General features: G+C 47.1%; 16 protein-coding genes and 4 tRNA genes. 3 read left to right on the top strand and 17 right to left on the bottom strand.

Going from position 1 to position 19206, the window contains the following annotated elements:
- Positions 1–34: 34 nt before the first annotated feature.
- The 6 genes from L4D06_RS02430 to purU all read right to left on the bottom strand — a co-directional run bounded on the left by L4D06_RS02430 (position 35) and on the right by purU (position 6984).
- Positions 35–622, bottom strand: a complete 588-nt coding sequence (locus L4D06_RS02430) for an aminomethyltransferase family protein (RefSeq protein WP_274163992.1) — start codon at positions 620–622, stop codon at positions 35–37.
- Position 623: 1 nt separating this feature from the next.
- Positions 624–3533, bottom strand: a complete 2910-nt coding sequence (locus tag L4D06_RS02425) for a glycine cleavage T C-terminal barrel domain-containing protein (RefSeq protein WP_429737740.1) — start codon at positions 3531–3533, stop codon at positions 624–626.
- Entirely contained in the window at positions 3530–3886 is a 357-nt protein-coding gene (locus L4D06_RS02420; RefSeq protein WP_274163994.1) for a sarcosine oxidase subunit delta, read from the bottom strand. The genes L4D06_RS02425 and L4D06_RS02420 overlap by 4 nt, the downstream gene beginning before the upstream one ends.
- Positions 3887–3896: 10 nt before the next feature.
- Positions 3897–5144 carry an FAD-dependent oxidoreductase gene (locus tag L4D06_RS02415; protein WP_429737739.1) on the bottom strand — a complete coding sequence of 416 codons (1248 nt, stop codon included), beginning with the start codon at positions 5142–5144 and terminating at the stop codon, positions 3897–3899.
- 88 nt (positions 5145–5232) lie between these two features.
- Positions 5233–6108, bottom strand: a complete 876-nt coding sequence (folD, locus tag L4D06_RS02410; protein WP_429737738.1) for a bifunctional methylenetetrahydrofolate dehydrogenase/methenyltetrahydrofolate cyclohydrolase FolD — start codon at positions 6106–6108, stop codon at positions 5233–5235.
- 15 nt (positions 6109–6123) lie between these two features.
- Positions 6124–6984, bottom strand: a complete 861-nt coding sequence (gene purU, locus L4D06_RS02405; protein ID WP_274163997.1) for a formyltetrahydrofolate deformylase — start codon at positions 6982–6984, stop codon at positions 6124–6126.
- 141 nt (positions 6985–7125) lie between these two features.
- Between purU and L4D06_RS02400 the strand changes: the two genes are divergently transcribed.
- Together L4D06_RS02400 and L4D06_RS02395 are read left to right on the top strand one after the other, a co-directional pair.
- Positions 7126–7881, top strand: a complete 756-nt coding sequence (locus tag L4D06_RS02400) for an IclR family transcriptional regulator (protein ID WP_274163998.1) — start codon at positions 7126–7128, stop codon at positions 7879–7881.
- An 88-nt stretch (positions 7882–7969) separates the two neighbouring features.
- The gene (locus L4D06_RS02395) at positions 7970–8407 is read left to right on the top strand and encodes a hypothetical protein (protein ID WP_274163999.1); all 438 of its coding nucleotides are present in this window, start codon (positions 7970–7972) and stop codon (positions 8405–8407) included.
- A gap of 444 nt (positions 8408–8851) precedes the next feature.
- On the opposite strand, the gene L4D06_RS02390 is transcribed toward L4D06_RS02395, so the two are convergent.
- The 7 genes from L4D06_RS02390 to L4D06_RS02360 form a co-directional block, all read right to left on the bottom strand.
- Complete coding sequence (locus tag L4D06_RS02390) at positions 8852–10618, bottom strand: choice-of-anchor Q domain-containing protein (protein WP_429737737.1); 1767 nt, start codon at positions 10616–10618, stop codon at positions 8852–8854.
- 479 nt (positions 10619–11097) lie between these two features.
- Positions 11098–11173: transfer RNA gene (locus L4D06_RS02385), tRNA-Val, on the bottom strand.
- Positions 11174–11222: 49 nt separating this feature from the next.
- Positions 11223–11299, bottom strand: a tRNA-Val gene (locus L4D06_RS02380).
- 32 nt (positions 11300–11331) lie between these two features.
- Positions 11332–11408, bottom strand: a tRNA-Val gene (locus L4D06_RS02375).
- Positions 11409–11430: 22 nt separating this feature from the next.
- Positions 11431–11507, bottom strand: a tRNA-Val gene (locus L4D06_RS02370).
- Positions 11508–11696: 189 nt separating this feature from the next.
- Positions 11697–12713: a DUF3080 family protein gene (locus tag L4D06_RS02365; protein WP_429737895.1), complete on the bottom strand. Its 1017-nt coding sequence runs from the start codon at positions 12711–12713 to the stop codon at positions 11697–11699.
- Between the two features lie 139 nt (positions 12714–12852).
- Positions 12853–14223 (bottom strand): MATE family efflux transporter, encoded by a 1371-nt coding sequence (locus tag L4D06_RS02360; protein WP_274162483.1) that lies wholly within the window; start codon positions 14221–14223, stop codon positions 12853–12855.
- A gap of 419 nt (positions 14224–14642) precedes the next feature.
- Here L4D06_RS02360 and L4D06_RS02355 point away from each other — a divergent pair, with 419 nt between their 5' ends.
- Positions 14643–15260: a riboflavin synthase subunit alpha gene (locus tag L4D06_RS02355; RefSeq protein ID WP_429737736.1), complete on the top strand. Its 618-nt coding sequence runs from the start codon at positions 14643–14645 to the stop codon at positions 15258–15260.
- 80 nt (positions 15261–15340) lie between these two features.
- Here the strand turns inward: L4D06_RS02355 and L4D06_RS02350 are convergent, their stop codons facing one another.
- The 4 genes from L4D06_RS02350 to hutH all read right to left on the bottom strand — a co-directional run bounded on the left by L4D06_RS02350 (position 15341) and on the right by hutH (position 19200).
- Positions 15341–15544 (bottom strand): CPXCG motif-containing cysteine-rich protein, encoded by a 204-nt coding sequence (locus L4D06_RS02350; RefSeq protein WP_028025481.1) that lies wholly within the window; start codon positions 15542–15544, stop codon positions 15341–15343.
- Positions 15545–15873: 329 nt separating this feature from the next.
- Complete coding sequence (hxpB, locus tag L4D06_RS02345; RefSeq protein ID WP_429737735.1) at positions 15874–16524, bottom strand: hexitol phosphatase HxpB; 651 nt, start codon at positions 16522–16524, stop codon at positions 15874–15876.
- A gap of 97 nt (positions 16525–16621) precedes the next feature.
- Positions 16622–17488, bottom strand: coding sequence for a fructosamine kinase family protein (locus L4D06_RS02340; protein ID WP_274162486.1), 867 nt, complete (start codon positions 17486–17488; stop codon positions 16622–16624).
- A gap of 179 nt (positions 17489–17667) precedes the next feature.
- On the bottom strand, positions 17668–19200 hold the full coding sequence (hutH, locus tag L4D06_RS02335) for a histidine ammonia-lyase (RefSeq protein WP_274162487.1): 1533 nt from the start codon (positions 19198–19200) through the stop codon (positions 17668–17670).
- Between the last annotated feature and the right edge of the window lie 6 nt (positions 19201–19206).

The following is a 19206-nucleotide window of genomic DNA, read 5'->3' as shown; positions in this document are numbered from 1 at the left end:
ATGTCCCTTAATAGTAGTTACTACGTGGATTCGGTTATTGAAACTCATGGGCCGCGTCATCGAGTGCATCCCATAAATAATCAGAACTTGAAATATCACTCAAAATGAGGAAACGCGTTTGCTTCAGATCGGTATTAGATGCGTTGACCACGACAGATGAGACACGCGCTACCGATGTTTGTGCGATATGCCCTGATGGAAACGCGTCTGGTTGGAGGTTCACGGCACAGACTTTGGCAAAAAGCTGTGGGCATCTATCGCCAGTGAGAACAAACATCGCTGAACTGTGTTGGCAGTATAAGCGTGTTACTTGTTGATGGCTCGTTGCTGACTTTTCCATGCTGAGAATGAGATCGGTATGTTGGTTCTTAACATCAATGATCCAATACTCAGTGAAGCCAAGCCTTAACACCCACAAGCCGTTGTCCATTCTCGTTGCTTGGTTTGGTTTAGAGGGCAGCGCAATGTGGTGATCGGTCAAAAACGACGCGGTTTGCTCTCCTCTGAATCCAATGCGGTTTGAGGTGGTCGCATCGTAGAAGGAGATGGAAGACAACTGGTGATTTTGATCAATGCTGCTGTCTCTTAGCTCTGGTTGAGAACTGATTAAAAAAGAAAACATACTAATTGACCTCCTGGCGTGCGCCATCTGGATCATAGAAGGGCAGAGGCACGACTTCTGGCCACACTTCCTTACCATCGATACGAATTGGGAACAGTGTGCCGGGTTTTTGTTGATCGATACCCACAAATGCAAGACCTATATATGCGTCCAGCGTTGAGGAAAAATCACAGGAAGTCACATTGCCCGTGATGTTTGAATCGTGACCAGCTTTGTCTAACACCAAATGGCCTTCTTCAGGCTTTGCCGACGATTTATCCAGTTTGAAACCCACCAATTTTCGGGTTTGTTCTCGTTGCATGACGATATCGACAGATCGAGACCCCACATAAAATGGCTTGGCTTTGGCTATCGCCCATCCCAATGACAACTCGCCGGGGTGCGACATGCCGTCGGTATCTTGACCAACAATAATATGGCCTTTTTCGAGACGAAGAAGACGCTGCGCTTCGACACCAAACGGGCGCATTCCAAACTCTTCGCCTGCTGACATCAGCAAATCCCAAATTTTGAGTGCGAATAAGGTTGGCATGTGGATTTCATAGCCAAGTTCGCCAACAAACCCTACGCGTGCTAGTCGAACGGGCATGCGATCAATGTGTCCTTCTCGGTAAAAAAGATACGGGAACGCATCGGGTGCGAAATCCACATCAGTACACACTTTTTCAAGCACTTTTCGCGCGAGAGGGCCAGCAATATTCACGGCGGAAAAAGCAGACGTCACGTTGGCAATATCAACATTTAATCGCCATTGTGCGTTCCACTTTTTCATTTCACGATAGACTGCATCAACACCGCTGGTGGTTGCTGTGACATAGTAATGATCTTCCGCTATTCGGCACGCTACGCCATCGTCCACGACCACGCCTTGTTCATTGGTTAACACGGCGTAGCGTGTTTTCCCTACTGGCTGTTTAACAAAGGCAAAGGTATACATGCGATTGAGAAATTCGGGCGCATCTGGACCGCAAACTTCAATGCCACCGAGGGTACTCACATCAATGATGCCGACGTTTTGTCGAACCGCTAGTGCTTCCTCTTGGATCAGCACCTGACGATTGCTTGGTTCACCATAATAAGCGGGACGTTGCCATGCGCCTGCAGGCATGAATTGTGCACCGAGTGCTTCATGCCTTGCATGCATCGGTGTGAGCCGAACAGGGTTAAATATTCTGCCTGCAAGATAGGCCAGCTTCTCTGGGATAAAGGGCGGACGTGCTGTTGTTACGCCTGTTTCACTGACAGTTCTGTCTGTGGATTCCGCCACAAGACGTGCAGTCGCGAGCGCGGAATGGCGGCCTTGAGAAGGCCCCATGCCCACGGTAGAAAAGCGTTTGACGAGTTGGATATCGCGGTAGCCCAAACGCGTTGCATTGATGATGTCTTTAGATTGAAGGTCTTCATCGAAATCGACAAAGTCTTTGCCTTTGGGGTGGGGAAAGATGGGCCAAGGAAGGTTTGTGATTTGGTCACAGCTAATCACGTTACCAGCCACATCAGCCAACCCGATTTTGCTTAAACATGTTTGGGCGGCACTTTCGCCGTCTGCCAACACTTTTCCGAGTGCATGAATACCATTTACGGATCCCGCCACATGGAGGTTGTCCGGCAGGTTCTTGAGTGTAAAGCGTGCGGAGGTGTCGTTATAGGTCAATTGCGCGCCTGCCTGACACAACAATTGATACGTCGGCATGTAACCCGATGACACACAGAGAAGATCGCACTCGATGGTAGAAATACGTTGCGCGACGTTGCCATTCTCATCGAGAGAATAGACCTCGACAGAGGAAAGGCGATTGTTTCGGGCTTGTGCTTCATACACAGTCGCACCCAGCAACACGGGGATCCCAAATCCCTGCACGGCATTAACTAAATCGGCGCACCGTTGGGTTCTACGCATATCGATGATGGAAGCCACATCTACACCTTGTTGCGCGAGTTCGATGGCTGCAAGGTAACCGTCGTCATTGCCAGTTAACACCACGGATGTGTTACCCGGTTTGATCGCATAATGCTTCATGAGGCGCATGGCGGCGCTGCAAAGTACAATACCGGGAAGGTCGTTATTTCTGAAAACGACGTGCTGCTCGAATTCGCCAGATGCCACGATGCACTGCTTCGCTCTGACTTTGTACATGCGGTTGCCAGTAAGAACGGGCAGGTAGTTGTCTGTGAACCATGCGTTACATACGGCGTCCGTCAATACGCGGATCTTAGGATGGTCGATGACAGCAGAACGAAGGGCGTTAAGCTTTTCATCGGCTATTTCACCGTTGATGTCGAAACGGTGATAGGTGAGCGCGCCACCCAACTGCTTGTTTTCATCAACAAGCAAGACCTCTGCACCACCTTGTGCAGCGGTAATGGCGGCATTCAAACCGGCAGGGCCTGCGCCCACAATCATCACATCGCAGAACAGATAAGCTTTGTCATGGTAGGTGGGTTCAAACTGTAGGTTCGCTTTCCCCAATCCTGCTTTTTTGCGGATCAGTGGTTCCCATTTGTCCCAAATGCCTTTTGGCTTATAAAACGCACGATAGTAAAAGCCAACCGGCATAAAGCGTCCGACTTTTTCGAGTAGAGCATCTTTGTCATTTTCTAGTGAACCATTGTAATTTTGGCCCATGACCATTGGCGCTTGCGAAATATCGACACGATCTGCCAACACATTGGCTTCATCGGGAAGTTGAACCAGCGTATTGGCATCTTGACCCGCCATGGTTAGTGGCCCGCGAGGACGGTGATATTTGAAAGAGCGGGACATCAGCCATTGGTTGTTTGCAATCAAGGCACTGGCGACGGTGTCGCCTTCAAAGCCAAGATATTGTTTTCCTTCAAACTCAAAGCTAACGGTGCTGTCGCGAGAAATCAAAGAGCCCATAGGCGGCGACAATCGATGGTTATCAATCATGGCTGTGCTCCTTTCCCATCGCCGCTTTTAGCATCAATAGCGTTAGCTTTGCGTGTATCAGCATCGGAAGTATCCGTGTCGAAAGTGACTCTTTCTTTGTATATTTCACTGGGATCATAGGTTCGAATAATCTCATCTGAGGCGGTGTGTCGTTCTGCAATAAACCAATAGCCAGAGGCACTGTGAAACCACCACTCTTTGACGATTTTGATGGTGTTGTCTGAATAGAACACATATTCCGCCCATGCTTTGTCAGAGCAGTTTTTATGGTCGGGCATGGCTTTCACTTCGCCGCCATAGACAAATTCATTGATGTTTCTTGGGCCGTTCAAAGGACAAGGCATTATCTTCATATCACTACTCCTAATGGCTCGCGGCCGTGGCCCCCATTTCGTTGACTTGTCGGAATGCATCAAACCTGTCCATAGCAAACGGTGCGATCAGATCTGGCACTTTCCCGCCTGATGCCACCAGTTCTGCCATGGATTTTCCGCAGATCGGCGTGGCTTTAAAACCCCACGTTCCCCAGCCTGCATCCAAGTAGTAATTGTCGACGGGGCTCAACCCCATGATTGGGCTATAGTCGCTGGTCATGTCCGTTGTGCCAGCCCATTGGCGCAGCAATTTGAAATTGGCCATGAAAGGGAACATTTCTATCGCGCTGGCGATCAGGCTTTCTTTCAGATCAAGCGTCGAACGTGTGTTGTAAAGCGGGTAAGGATCGGAGCCTCCGCCGAACACAATTTCACCTCGACCCGTTTGCTGTACATAGCAATGAAGGGCAGAAGAACTGACCAGTGGGTCGAGGAAAGGTTTAACGGGTGTGGTCACCATGGCTTGCAGGGGATAACTGGTAAGCGGCATTCTAAAACCCGCCATGGCAGCAACAATCGAACTGTGTCCTGCAACGGCTTGTACCACAGCACCACAGCCGACGGTTCCTCGGTTGGTCTCGACCGACACGACTTTTCCGTTTTCGGTGTTGATGTTGGTTACTTCCGTCAGTTGATGTAACTCAACGCCACGTTGTGTTGCGCCTTTCGCGTAGCCCCAGGCTACGGCGTCATGCCTTGCTGTCGCGCCATCCATGTGCCAAAGGCCTGCAAGAATAGGAAGATCCGCAGGGTTCATGTTGAGGGTAGGGACGAGCTCTCGAATTTGTTGGGGGTCGATGAGTTCAGTGCGTCCACCAAAATGCTTGTTTACTTCGGTGCGTTGTCGAAAAGATCGAACCGTGGCATCGGTATGCGCCAGCGTTAGCTGCCCACGAGAGGAATACATGATGTTGAAATCAAATTCGTTCGAGAGGTTTTGGAATAGTTTCACTGACTCGCTATAGAACTTCACACCTTCGGACGTGAGGTAGTTTGAGCGAATAACTGCGGTGTTTCGTGCGGTGTTACCGCCGCCAAGGTAACCCTTTTCCAAAATCGCGACGTTGGTAATGCCGTGATATTTCGCGAGGTAATACGCCGTTGCGACGCCGTGTCCGCCGCCACCAATGATGACCACATCATAGTGGCGTTTGAGATCGGTCTGGATGGGGAGGTCCATGTCCTTCTCAAAAGGATAATCGTTGGTAAGACCATATTTTAATAATGAAAAAGGCACTGTACGTTCCCTCGTTACAATCTGTTTAATCGCTATTTGGTAGAAGATTGTTAATTTGTCGATTGATTTAGGCTGTTTGCATTTAGGCCTAAATATCGTGCTGACTGGCTGCCGTTAGCGTGTTTTTGATCAAGCAGGCGATGGTCATTGGGCCAACCCCACCTGGCACAGGTGTTATTGCACGGCATTTATCTGCAACATCAGCGAAATTGACATCACCGACCAGTTTTCGCTTACCGTCGACTTCAGTGGCGTTTATGCCAACATCAATCACCACTGCGCCCGGTTTCACCCAGCTCTTATCAACGAGTTCAGCCACGCCAACCGCAGCCACCAAAATATCGGCCTGTCGGCAGAGCGCGGCAGCATCAATCGTTTTAGAGTGAACAATACTGACGGTGCAGTTGGCTTGAAGTAATAGGTTAGCCATTGGCTTCCCAACGATGTTAGAACGCCCAATCACAACAGCGTGTTTTCCTGTTAGGTCGCCCATTTCTCGTTTAAGCATCTCCATACAGCCTAGAGGCGTGCAGGGAACGAGTTTGGCTTGCCCAGATGATAGAAGCCCCACGTTGACGGGATGAAACCCATCAACGTCTTTTGTCGGGTCGATAAGATTAATGATGCGTTCTTCAGAAAGATGCTTGGGCAAGGGGAGTTGCACCAGAATACCGTGAATGTCTTCACGTTCGTTTAGCTCCACGACCACATCATCGAGCGTTTGTTGTGAACACGATGCATCAAGACGTTTTACCAACGAAAACAACCCCGCTTTTTCTGCGCATCTGATTTTGTTACGAACATAAATGGTGCTGGCAGGGTCTTCGCCTACTAATACCACGGCAAGTCCAGGTTGCGGGTAGCCTTCTTGCATCCGTTCTTGTACTTCCTGCGTCATTTCTTCAAGCAATAAATCAGACAGTTTCCGACCATCGATAACCTTTACTGGCGACTCTTCTTGCATGGTTACCTCTGTCGATTATTGGAATACAACGGTTTTATTTCCGTACATAAAGACGCGGTGCTCTAAATGAAGTCGAACCGCTTGTGCGAGGGCGATGGTTTCAGTATCGCGCCCAACGGCAACCAGCCTGTCAGATGAATAGGTGTGACCAACGGGTTGAACACTCTGTTGAATAATCGGTCCTTCATCGAGATCTGACGTGACATAGTGCGCCGTTGCTCCAATCAATTTCACGCCGCGAGCATGTGCTTGGTGATAGGGCTTCGCACCCTTAAAGCTTGGCAGAAAAGAGTGGTGAATGTTGATAGCTTTTCCATGCAGCTTCTTACACAGATCATCAGACAGGATCTGCATGTAGCGAGCGAGCACGACCAACTCGGTTTGTGTCTCTGCCATCACGTCCAGCAGCGCTGCTTCTTGGCGCGGTTTATTTTCAGGGGTCATGGGCAACCAAATGAAGCGAATACCTGCACGTTCCACCATAGGTCTCAGGTCTTTATGGTTGGACACCACAGCAGTGATTTCCATTGGCAATTCGCCATTTTCGTGACGGTACAACAGATCTTTGAGGCAATGGTCGAATTTACTGACCATGATCAACACACGCGTAGGGGCGTCGGCATCAAAGAACTGCCAATCCATGTTGAAACGACTGACTTGCGCTTCAAAGCCTTCCTTGATGGTCTCCAAATCCACATCCGGAGACTCAATGCGGCAGACGGCACGCATAAAAAAGTTTTGGTTTTCTTCATCATCAAACTGATGCAACTCAGAAATGTAGCAACTCAAACCTGCCAGATAGGAAGTGACGGCGGCAAGAATGCCACTTGATGCATCGCACGTTGCTTTGAGAATAAATTCCTTTGAGTCTGGCATGTTTCGTCCTGTTTGATTGCTCTCGATATGTTCACCTTAATATGTGAAATCACATAAAATTAACAATCAAGATGGACATTGGAGCGAAAGAACCACATATTTTATTCAAATATGAAAATTCCATTTACAGATGAGAAAAACATGAGCAAGGCAGACTACCAAGTTCAATCGCTCGCGAGAGGGCTGGAAATTATCGAAATGTATGATGCGGAACATCGAATACTCAGCACCCATGACTTTGCTGAGAGACTGGGTGTTAGCCAATCATCGATATACCGCATTGTCCAAACTTTGATTGATAAGAACTACCTGAGAAAAGTAGCAAGAAATGCGTATACCATCGGCCCTCAAGTGGTGTCTCGTGGTTTTTCGTATCTTGCAGGGCAAAATTTGGTCGATGTTGCTGCTCCGCACTTACAACGGCTAAGGGATGAAACCAGCATATCTTGTCATTTGTCGGTGAGGGACGGTCTAGAAACCCTGTATATCTATCGTGCCCAAGCCTCGCAAAGGTTGTCTGTGAATATTCCACTTGGGACAAGGCTTCCGTGCCATACCAATGCGATGGGACGCATCTTGCTGCAACAACTCAGCGACATTGAATTGAGCGCGGTCTACCAAACCATTCAGCTTGATATGTACGCAAGGCCTAATCCTCAAACGCTGCCAGAACTCAAACACCTTATTACGACAGAAAAGAAACAAGGCTTCGCATTCTCACGCTCTGACAATGCAACGGCCATTGCTGTACCCATTACTGATTATCTCGGAAAAATCATCGCCGCTATCAACATATCGGGCGCAGAACAAATTATGGATAAGCAGCATCAATTTGAGGCTGCCAAAACGAGCCTGTTGAACACTGCCAAAGCGATTTCCTGCGAGGCAGCAGGATAAATGGAGATTGATTTGAACGTGTTATTTCGCAGAATAGATAACAAGTGTTTGGATTTGATTTATTTTGCAGAGGAAGGGAAGAGGATAGATGGGAACTGCAAATTTGAAAGCTCTCGTTGTAATGATGCTAGTGACTCTATCTTCTGGGTGTTCGGTTCCTAATCAAACATTGAGTGTAGAAACAATGGCAGCTCGAAATAGCCTTAAAGACTATGGTTTGGTTTCCTGCCTCATTGCGATTGAACCAAATAGTTTATTAGCAACCGATCTAGGGCACTCAAAGCGCTCACTGTCTTTTATGGGAAGGGGGAAATATAAGTTAACTCAAGATGAAAACACATTCGAGATCATACATGATCCGTATTCTGAAACTGTTGTTTTCATGGTCAAAGCTGCGGAAAAATCAGTGGGCTATATGAAGAGTGGTGCAACCGCCAAAAGCCTTGGATGCTTCAAAGTGTATCACTCTAACGTTTTTAATGAGTTCGTTGCAGGGCAGGATGAGTACATTGTTCCGTTAAGGTAACAAAGGATTAAACAAACAAATATCGCAGCTTAACGACCTATTTTGGAAGCGTGAAAACTGGGATTAATCGCGGTTTTCGCTAGCGTTTCTATAGATGTATAACAGCTAATTATCGAAAAAAGCTAAAGTAGCTAGAGACACAAAGAACCGTTCATCCAATCGTGATGATAGCGGGTGTGCATTCGTTGCTCATGTTCATTGCGGAATCTGTAATTTACGAAAAGTCATATATAGAAAGGCTTAAGGGTGTCTACCGAGTCGGTGGCTATTCAGATGAAGCTTCGAAGATAAGGGAAAATAGACGAATTTGTATTTAGAGTGGGGAAGATGCCGCTTCGAGAAAGGCTAGCTTCTTCCCCAACAATCATCACAATTTAAATCTTGCGAGCAAATCAGCTAGGGTGCGCATTGTGATAGATAACACCCGTCAGATTACAAGTTTACTTAGTTAAAATTGTCTGCAGGATCTGGCAGTTCAACCGAACCGATATCCACTGCGATACCCACAATACGAGGATGTCCGCGCTGGTCTGTTATTGGATTACTACCAGATCCTCCAACACCATGATCAACTAACGGGCTACCTGGGATTGGCATATGAGTGGGAATAGGACCGCTACCGTTGTAACTGAGAGGGGCTAACTGCGAAGGGCCAACCAAGGTAGCATTGCACGTTCCATCGTCAATGTGTACACCGCCGGTGAGCGTGACATTACTACTGCCATCTAAATCGCAATGACCTCCAGCTAAGACCGTATTTCTTAAAACACTACCCGAGGAATTAAACGAAAATAGAGAACCGCCATCATTCTCGGCAAAGGTACTGTTGTCTATTTTTACTGCAGAGCTGTTATTCGCATAAAACGCCCCGCCTCCAATGCCAGAGTGATTTCCTGAGAGCGTACTATTGCTTAATTCAACAATGCTCATGTCAGATTTGATCGCGCCACCATGGATATCTGCACTGTTAGTAGATAGCGTACTGTCACTGACTACGATGTGTGCATTATATTTGGCGACGATTGCCCCGCCAATATTGGCACTATTTTCCGATAAGAAACTTCTGGTTAGTTTGATTACGCTAGGGAACACTGAGCTCCCCCAAGCACTCATCGCACCCCCAGTAGAGGATTGATTACCTGATGCCATGATCGTATTCAAATTCACCGTACCGGAATAAAAGAAAAAAGCGCCACCTTCAACACCGGCATGGTTGTTTGAAAAAGAGCTATTAATAGCATCGAAAACAACATTACCCTCGGCGTAAACAGCCGCAGCATAAACCCAGGCATGGTTATTTGAGAATTCACTTCGAGCAACGCTTAGTGACGTAAATTGTGATGACCCAGCCTGAATGCGAATGGCACCTCCAGTGTGAGCAGTGTTCCCTTCAAAGACACTGTCGATCACACTTGCCTCAACGCCAGGACCAGCAAAAATAGCGCCACCATAACCAACAGTTGAGTTGCTTAAAAAACGGCTGTTGCGGATGTTTATGCCGGTTGGTGATGACCAACCAAAGGCGGCAATAGCGCCTCCAAAAGCAGAGCTTACCGTGGATGCACTGTTGCCCGAAAAGGTGCAATCAACAATTTCTAGTTGAGCGCCTTGATGGGCATATATGCCACCACCATAGTGAGCTGTGTTGTTTGATACTAGGCAATTTGACAAGTGGACAAAGGAAGATGACTCTGCATGAATTGCCCCTCCATCCCCGTCGGCGAAATTGTTTAAGAGTTTACTGTCAGTTACTGTGACAATTGCACCAGACAGGGCGGCTATCGCTCCTCCGCTTGACCCGGAATTACTGGCAGTAGTGCCAAATCCGTGAATCAATTCTAGATTCGATATATTAAGTGTGACTCCTTCAACAACAAATATTGAATAGGCGTCATCCCCGCTGACAGTAATCGTATTATTGCCTGTAGGGCCGGTGATGGTCAGCTCATCCGTGATTGTTGGTAAGTCTGCGCTTAACAGTATTGTGCTGTTAGACAAATTACTGGCAAAGAGAATTTCGTCGCCTCCATTGCTTCCAGCTGTACAGCCACCAGAAGTACCGCCAGTGTTCGCTGCGATAATAGCATCTGCCAAACTGCATAAAGTGCTTCCACTGCCTCCATTCGTTGAATTGACAACGATGATGGCAGCCTGAACGTTTAATGACATTATTGCGGTGAAAAATAATATTACTTTCAAAAGTCTGTGCATAACTTCATCTCCAGTGGGTGTGAAACAAGGAAGCTAACTTCCCGATGCCCAGTGATTAGAAACCTGAATGAGTTCGAATTGGGACTTCTCTCCAAGTTGGTTTGGTTTGAATCATGATGCTTGCTTTGTGATTGCCGGGAGATTAATTGGCCTGGCGAATATTATTAAACCAAATGAAGTCACTCATAGGAGGGCAGACTGATGATCAATTGTGGCGAAAAAAGGCAATGATGTATGAACGGGCTTGTTGCAAAAAGTCCGTAGTGACCCAAATGTTCATATCGCCTTAGCGGATGGGTAGTCAATGGCCAACAACGAATTCAAATGGAAACGTAGATTCTTTTGATGGCACCAAAGTGGTCCCAAACAGATTGTTGAAGTGAGAATTAGTCGTTAGTGAGATTTCATCGGATTAGCGAAGTTAGTGAACAAACAAAAAAGCCTGCTCGAAAGCAGGCTTTTTTTGTTTCTTACGAAAGTGGTGGGCGATACCGGGCTCGAACCAGTGACCCCCTCCTTGTAAGGGAGGTGCTCTCCCAACTGAGCTAATCGCCCGAATAATCGCGATTGGGATTCTCTAAAAGAGAGTGCGATTATTGGAATTTGGTGGGTCTAGGCAGACTCGAACTGCCGACCCCTGCCATGTCAAGGCAGTACTCTAACCAACTGAGCTATAGACCCAAATTCTGATTCCATCCTGGTTAGGGAAGGAATGGTGCGTCCGGGCAGACTCGAACTGCCGACCCCTGCCATGTCAAGGCAGTACTCTAACCAACTGAGCTACGGACGCATTACATGTTTCTAGGAAAGCTTGGTGCGTCTAGGCAGACTCGAACTGCCGACCCCTGCCATGTCAAGGCAGTACTCTAACCAACTGAGCTATAGACGCATCGTTTGCTGAACTTCAGCGAGGCTTTCCGTGAAAGCGGGGTGAATATTAGCGAGTAGGGCGAAGGCGCGCAAGCGTAAAACACGACTTTTTTGCGCTTCTGCGTGCGTTTGATGCTTTGATGAGCAAATTGCTCTCTCTGTGTACATGAAACCACAAGTAATTGGTTTCACAAAGGTAACGAGTGGACTATTTTTTGATCGAATTGCCGATTTCCATTTGGCATCGAGCAAAGAGGGTTTGCCAATAGCTGACATGATCTTTGACGGATGTTTGAAATTTTCGGTAGTGCTCGCCACCAAAATACGCGCTATTGAAGTCTGAGTTAGGTACGGTTGCTGAAACTTGGCGGTGAAGTGCGTCCAGTGAAGGCTGAGCATCTAGGTAAAGGCTGTTGAGTTTCGACAAGTAGGGTTGGACGGCACCAATAAAAAACGTATCGAAAACATTCCTCACATAGTTCAGTTTGGTTTGATTTCTATTCGCACCACATATCACCAAAGCGTCATCACGCTTAAGTTGCTGCGTGATGGTGTTGAGCCAACGTGTGCTTTCATCCATGGAGTAAAATAGTGCGCCGAGGTAGCGCTGTTTTTCGATAGACTCTTGCAGCGCTATCACGTCCATATTGGTGAGAGTTGCATGACTTATTTCCGAATATCTATGAATGGCCAGTAGGGCTTCACTGTGCGGGAAAGGCGTGTCGGGAGTGATAAGAGTGGTGCTTGGCGGCGTGAGTTGCTTTCTCCATGCATCACTGCCTATTAAGGTATTCCAATACACGCGCGCGAATTGTTGATTCTTTTGATCTTGAATATCTTCGAGAAGCTCTATCAGCGTAGGATCTTCAATGAGACTTAAACAGCCTGCCAGTGTGTTGAGTAATTGGATCTCGTAGTCCAGTTGGTGAAAAGCATCCTGGACTTTACCGAGAATCGAATTTCGTTCTGCAATGAGTTGGAACAGACCACACTGGCGCAATTCATAGGCATCAAATAGGCCCATTCGTACTTCGTCAATAGGCAACATAGCATCCCGCTTTCGTGGTAGTGCGATAAATATGGATTCTTGAAGGACAAGTGGGTCTGTATCGACGACATTGGCGAGACGCTGCTGGTAGGTATCAAAGGATTGTACGGCAGGATCGGTTCCGAAACAGCCACTGAGAAGGTGTGCCAGTAATGTAATGGTCAACAAGCGTAACATCTTCAAGCCGTCAGGTTCCCTAAGCAGCACCTACATAATGGTTGTTACGAAGTATATGAAAATGACGATCGAAAATCGTGCAGCACAAAGAAAAATCCCGACATGAAGTCGGGATTTATGAAGCTAGAAACTAAGAAGATTACTTTTCGGCCATCGCCAACTGGTAAGAATCCGGTTGTCGACGAATCCACTGCAGTCGCATACCAAGCATAATTGCCGCAGAGGTTAATCCGATAATAATACCAATCCAAAAACCGTACGCGCCCATCGGCTCCACGATCCAGTCAGTCATACCCAACACATAACCCATCGGCACGCCCAATATCCAATAGGCAATAAAGGTACGCTCGAAAATCGCGCGCATATCTTTGTACCCGCGCAGTGCACCGGCAGCGACAACTTGAATCGAGTCAGTGCATTGATAGATGGCAGCAAGCAACATTAGGTTTGCGGCAATGGCAACCACCTCAGCATTGTCCGTATATAGTCCAATTATTGGCTCTCGGAACAAAACAGTCAGAGCAGCGGTAAAAATCGCGGTGCATAAGCCAATCAGAATGCCCAGTTTGGCAGCGCGCGCAGCGCCTTCGATGGAACGCTCACCTAATTGATGGCTAACACGAATACTGACGGCTGTCGCCAAACTCATTGGCAACATAAACACCATAGACGAGAAGTTAATCGCGACTTGGTGAGCAGCAACAATGGTTGAACCTAACGGGGCAATCAGGAGCGCAATCACAGCGAATAGGGTGACTTCAAAGAAGATGGCAGCAGCAACAGGGACACCAAGTTTGAATATACGCCACAGCGCAGAAACATCTGGCTTACTGAAGCCAGTAAAGGCTTCCACACGGTTAAGGCGTTTGTTGATTTTGATGTAAACAAGCATGGCTGCCAGCATGAGCCAATAAACAATCGCAGTAGCGACACCACAACCCACACCACCCAACTCAGGTGCGCCGAATTTACCGTAAACAAAGATCCAGTTTAGCGGCACGTTTGCAGCAAGACCGATAAAGCCAATCACCATCGCAGGAATGGTCAGTGACATACCTTCAGCAAGGTTGCGTAATGCTTGAAACAATAAGAAAGCAGGCACCGCCCAGCTCACTGCATGCAGATAACCAATGGTTTTCTCTGCAAGTGCGGGCTCGACGTCCATATAGTTAACGATATGACCAGCATTAATAAGAACCAAGATGATAGGTACTGACATGATCAATGCCATGTATATACCTTGCTGAACTTGAAACGGAATTTTGCTTTGACGGCCTGAACCATGCAGTTGTGCAATGATCGGTACCATGGCAAGCAAAATACCAATGCCAAACAGAATGGAAGGTAACCAAATACTGGACGCCACAGCAACGGCAGCCATATCAGTAGCACTCACGCCACCCGCCATAACGGTGTCGACGAACCCCATAGAGGTCTGCGCAAGTTGCGCGATAAAAACAGGAATACCCAACTTGATGATGGATTTGGCTTCTAGGCGATAATTTTGCACCTACAACTCCGAAATAAAAATGAAGCGGAAAAAAGGACAGCGCATTATACGTCCGCATAGATATTGGGCAATCAATACTATGGAGAAACTACAGAATATTCACATATGGTGTTGTGTTAGGGTTATGGCGCCGAGCAAGCTGTTGTTTTACTAATTGTTGCTGAAATTGTCTGAAAGCTTTGTTTCTGTTTTCAGACTTACAGATACTCAAGTCATCTGAAGATGCTCGATTTCAGAGGCCCTTCCGGCGAGGTTACTGACACTATGCTCGGTGTTATCTCTTTTTGATGGAGATAACTACACAGGCAAAGGGACGGCTTGATCATAACGCCAGTAAAACTCGCTGAATCCTACATCTTCAGGTTGCTTGGGTATACACTGAGCGCTAAGCGTTTGAAATACAGGTTATGAGGGCGGATATGTTTACGGGAATTGTGCAGACAACGGCTGAAGTTGTTCAAATAGACAAAAAAGTGGATTTTCAAAGCCACGCTGTTCGTTTCACTCAGGAACTGCTCGATGGATTGGCGCTTGGTGCTTCGGTTGCCCATAACGGTTGTTGTTTGACCGTGACGAGAATTGAAGGTGATTTGGTGTGGTTTGATTTAATGCAAGCGACACTCAATCTGACCAATCTAGGCTCTGTGGAAGCGGGAGATAAAATCAACCTTGAAAGAGCAGCAAAATTTGGAGACGAAATTGGTGGGCACTCGATGTCGGGCCACATTATGTGTACAGCTCAAGTCGTTGAAGTGATTGATTCGCCGAACAACCGTCAAGTGTGGATGGAACTGCCAGAGAACATAACAAAGTATGTTTTTGACAAAGGTTACATTGGTATTGATGGAATTAGCCTTACCGTGGGTGCTGTCGATGGTCGGCGGTTCTGCGTCAATTTAATTCCTGAAACCCTTCAGCGCACGAATATGGGGTGGAGAAAGCAGGGAGATAGTGTGAACATCGAGGTTGACCCTCAGACTCAGGCGGTTGTGGATACGGTAGAACGTGTTTTGGCAGCGAGAGGACAGTCGAACTAATCGGTTCATGTTGAACGGTATAGATGTAAAAAAGCCAGCGAGTGCTGGCTTTTCAGTGTTAAACGGTTCGCCGTAAAAAATCAGAAAATTTGCTCGTCGTCTGCATCAACGAATAAGTTAATGGTCTTGTGCAGTGAATCTATCTGCAGGTTTAGGTGAATAGCATTACAGCATGCGGGGCAGTCATCATAAAATTCTTGGTCGCCGCCACTCGTGTCTAACGTAATTCGAATCTTATGCCCACAATGCGGGCAGTCGATTCCTCTCTCTGTATAATTTTGCATGTCCAACTCCCTATCTGAACTGCGAGCTTTTCAACATGAAGGTAAAAAGGTAGCTGTTTCCTCAACCTTTCACGTGTTCCCATTCTAAGAAGCTAAGAATCTTTGCTCAGTGAAATAAGGTCAAACTATGACCCGAGGCCAATATTTACGTTATTGCATTCAGTTGCATTATGTATAAATACAAAAACATAATCTGGTTGAAGTGGTTTACGTAAGAGGATGTTTCAATGTGTGAAGGGGTTTGTCTAAATGCGAGCGGTATTGGAATAATGGATGAATCAAGGGCGAAGCATACAGAAAACCTCACCCTTTTCGTCAATAATTTGGACTTATTTCGTCAACATTTCGGCGGTTAATTCGTCTAGCGAGTTAAGTTTCACGTCACTAATCACCCACTGTTTTTGCGTTGCAACCAGATGCTCAGGAACAACAACAGTACGCATTTGTGCGGATTTAGCTGCAAGCAACCCAGCAAAAGAATCTTCAAAAGCGATACAGTTTTCTGGTGAAATCCCTAGGCTTTCTGCTGCATTCAGGTAAACCTCAGGGTGTGGTTTGCCGTATTTCAAATGTTCAGCGGAATGGCAGTGCTCAAACCATGCTTCTAATTCAAGCGCTTTCAATGTGGTTTCAATTAGGCGAAGCGGCGACGAAGACGCCAATGCAATGCGAAGGTTGGCTTCTTTACATAGTGTTAGTGCGTGTATCACACCCGGCATGATAGGTTTGTGAATGGCAACAAGCTCAATGACTTTGTCTAAAATCATGTCACAGACGTCGTCACATGAAGGGCCTTGCCAACCCTGACTTTCAGAGTAGTGCTTGACGATTTGGTCAATGCGGATGCCAGTGGTATTGATTGTATCTTGTCGGGTAATGTTGATACCAAGATCACCAAACACAGCCAATTGTGCGTCTTGCCAGAATGGCTCAGAATTAACGAGCAGGCCGTCCATATCAAAAATTGCAGCTTTAATCATTGGGATAATCATCTTTCGAAAGGAAAAAACGCGCGCAGCAAAAGAGGGCGCTTAACGCCCTCAATCTAATTCAACTTATCGTGATTCGTAAATGACTTTATTCGGTTAATGCCAGTTTGTTGACCAGTGCTTCAGTTTCTTCCAAATAATGACCGCCAAAGAGCAAGCAATGGTTAATCATATGATAAAGATTGTAGATATCTTTGCGAGATTCAAACCCTTCATCGAGTTGCCAGACTTCGTTGTAGCCTCTGTAAAATTCGTCTGGGAAGCCGTTAAATAGAAGGCTTGCCGCAATATCAACTTCGCGGTCGCCCCAATAACAGGCGGGGTCAAAAACTACTGGACCGTTAACGGTGGTTGAAGCATTACCTTTCCAAAAATCGCCATGTAGTAGGCTGGCTTTGGGCTGGTGTCCGTTCAACCTTTCCTTGACTGCTTCAACAATGGTCTCAACATCACCAAACGACATGCCGCGTTCTTCAGCCAGTTTTAACTGCCAGCCTATTCGATGGTCAGCAAAGAAGTTGGACCATTTTCGGTGCCAACTGTTACGTTGTTCGGTTGTTCCAATGTAGTTATCAATATCAAAGCCGTACTCCAATTGATCTCCCCATTGATGAAGCTTCGCCATATCTTTACCTAGCAAGTAGCCGCTTTCTGAATCTAGCGGCTTCATCGGTAAGTAGTCGAGAACCAACACGGCTTTTTCTTTGATGACACCCATGTAGACAACTTGCGGTACAGAAACCTCTCCACTATTTGCAAGGTGTCTTAGCCCTTCGGCTTCAGCCTCATAAGTAGGGAGGTTCTCTCGGGAGTTTATTTTGACGAAGAAGCGAATTTCACCGCAGCTGATGGCATAACATTCATTGATGTCGCCACCATCAATAGGCATTTTTTCTTCGACTTCAAACTCCTGTCCGAGCGCAAGAGAAAGCTGAACAGAAAGGGAGTGCCACATAGAAACACCTCTGCATAATGAATGAAAAATTGGTGAGATAACAAAATAGTAGCGCAATATGACAAGAGTGAAGTGTGGCGAACCTAACAATCTATGATAGATGTTCGAATTTTGTACAAAAAACACCGAAGCCTTTTACGGTTAAGGCTTCGGTAAGACAAGTGATAGAGATTGAACAGTTAGATGCTAGGTAACAATTGCGTGGGCATGTATTTGTTGTGGCTAGCATCCAGTAGATGAAGATTCGCTTTCTCTATATCTGGCGCGAAATAACGGTCTTTATCATAGAAATCAACATGGCTCCTTAGCTCCGCCTTGATTTGTTCAAGCTTTAGCGTGGTTTTTAGCGGGGCGCGAAAATCGAGTCCCTGACAGGCCGCGAGTAATTCAACGGCGAGAATTCCACGTGTGTTTTCAGCCATTTCGGCGAGTCGACGTCCCGCAAACGTAGCCATTGAAACATGATCTTCTTGATTGGCGGAGGTAGGTAGGCTGTCTACTGACGCGGGGTGAGCTAATGTTTTGTTTTCGCTCGCGAGAGCGGCTGCGGTTACCTGTGCAATCATAAATCCACTGTTGACGCCGCCATTATCAACCAAAAATGGAGGAAGCTTACTTAACCCGCTATCGATTAACAGCGCCATCCGACGCTCTGAAAGACTTCCTATTTCTGCAATGGCCAAAGCGAGGCCGTCAGCGGCCATGGCAACAGGCTCTGCATGGAAGTTACCGCCGGATATAATGTCGTCATCATCGGCGAAAACCAATGGGTTATCAGACACTGCGTTAGCTTCGATTTCGAGTACGTCAGCGGCTGTGCGAATTTGTTGTAAGCATGCGCCCATCACTTGCGGTTGGCATCGCAGTGAGTATGGGTCTTGCACCTTTTCACAGCTTTGGTGACTGCTGCCAATCTCGCTCTCGTCTTCTAATAGATAACGATAGGCTGCCGCAGAGTCAATTTGGCTAACGTGTCCACGAACACGGTGAATACGAGGATCGAATGGACGACGGCTCCCCAAAGCGGCTTCGACCGATAAGCTGCCACAGGCCGTGGCTGACGCGTAAAGATCTTCTGCGGCGAATAAGCCTTCGAGAGCAAATGCCGTGGAAGCTTGTGTACCGTTTAGTAGTGCAAGCCCCTCTTTAGGCCCAAGGGTTATGGGAGAGAGCCCAGCGATTTTTAACGCCACGGCGCCGGAAATGATTTCACCTTTGTGTCTGGCTTGTCCTTCTCCCAATAATACGGTGCTCATGTGCGCAAGCGGGGCTAGGTCCCCTGATGCGCCGACAGAACCTTTTTTGGGGATGCAAGGATAAACCTCAGCATTGATTAGTGTTGCTAGTGCTTCGACGACCGAAAATCGAATGCCGGAATAACCGCGAGCAAGACTATTGATTTTCAATACCATCATGAGTCGAACGGTTCTGTCGTCCATAAACGCCCCAATGCCTGCGGCATGTGAGAGCACAATTGAACGCTGCAGGGTTTCAAGGTCTTCTTCATTGATACGCGTGTTGGCGAGCAAACCAAAACCTGTATTGATGCCATAGACAACGCGATCTTCTGAGAGAACACTGGCAACCGTATCTATACTGGCTTGCATTTGTGATTCTACGTCGTCTGCAAACGACAATTGCACGCCTTCTCGACTGATCGCGCGCATTTGTTTGACGGTGAGTTCACCCGGGGTAAGTGTCAATGCGTTCATGTATTT

This window comes from Enterovibrio makurazakiensis (assembly GCF_050336585.1).
In the GTDB taxonomy this organism is placed as follows: domain Bacteria; phylum Pseudomonadota; class Gammaproteobacteria; order Enterobacterales; family Vibrionaceae; genus Enterovibrio; species Enterovibrio gelatinilyticus.
Note: the sequence above shows the minus strand (reverse complement) of the source record. Positions and strands in the feature narration are given on the sequence as shown.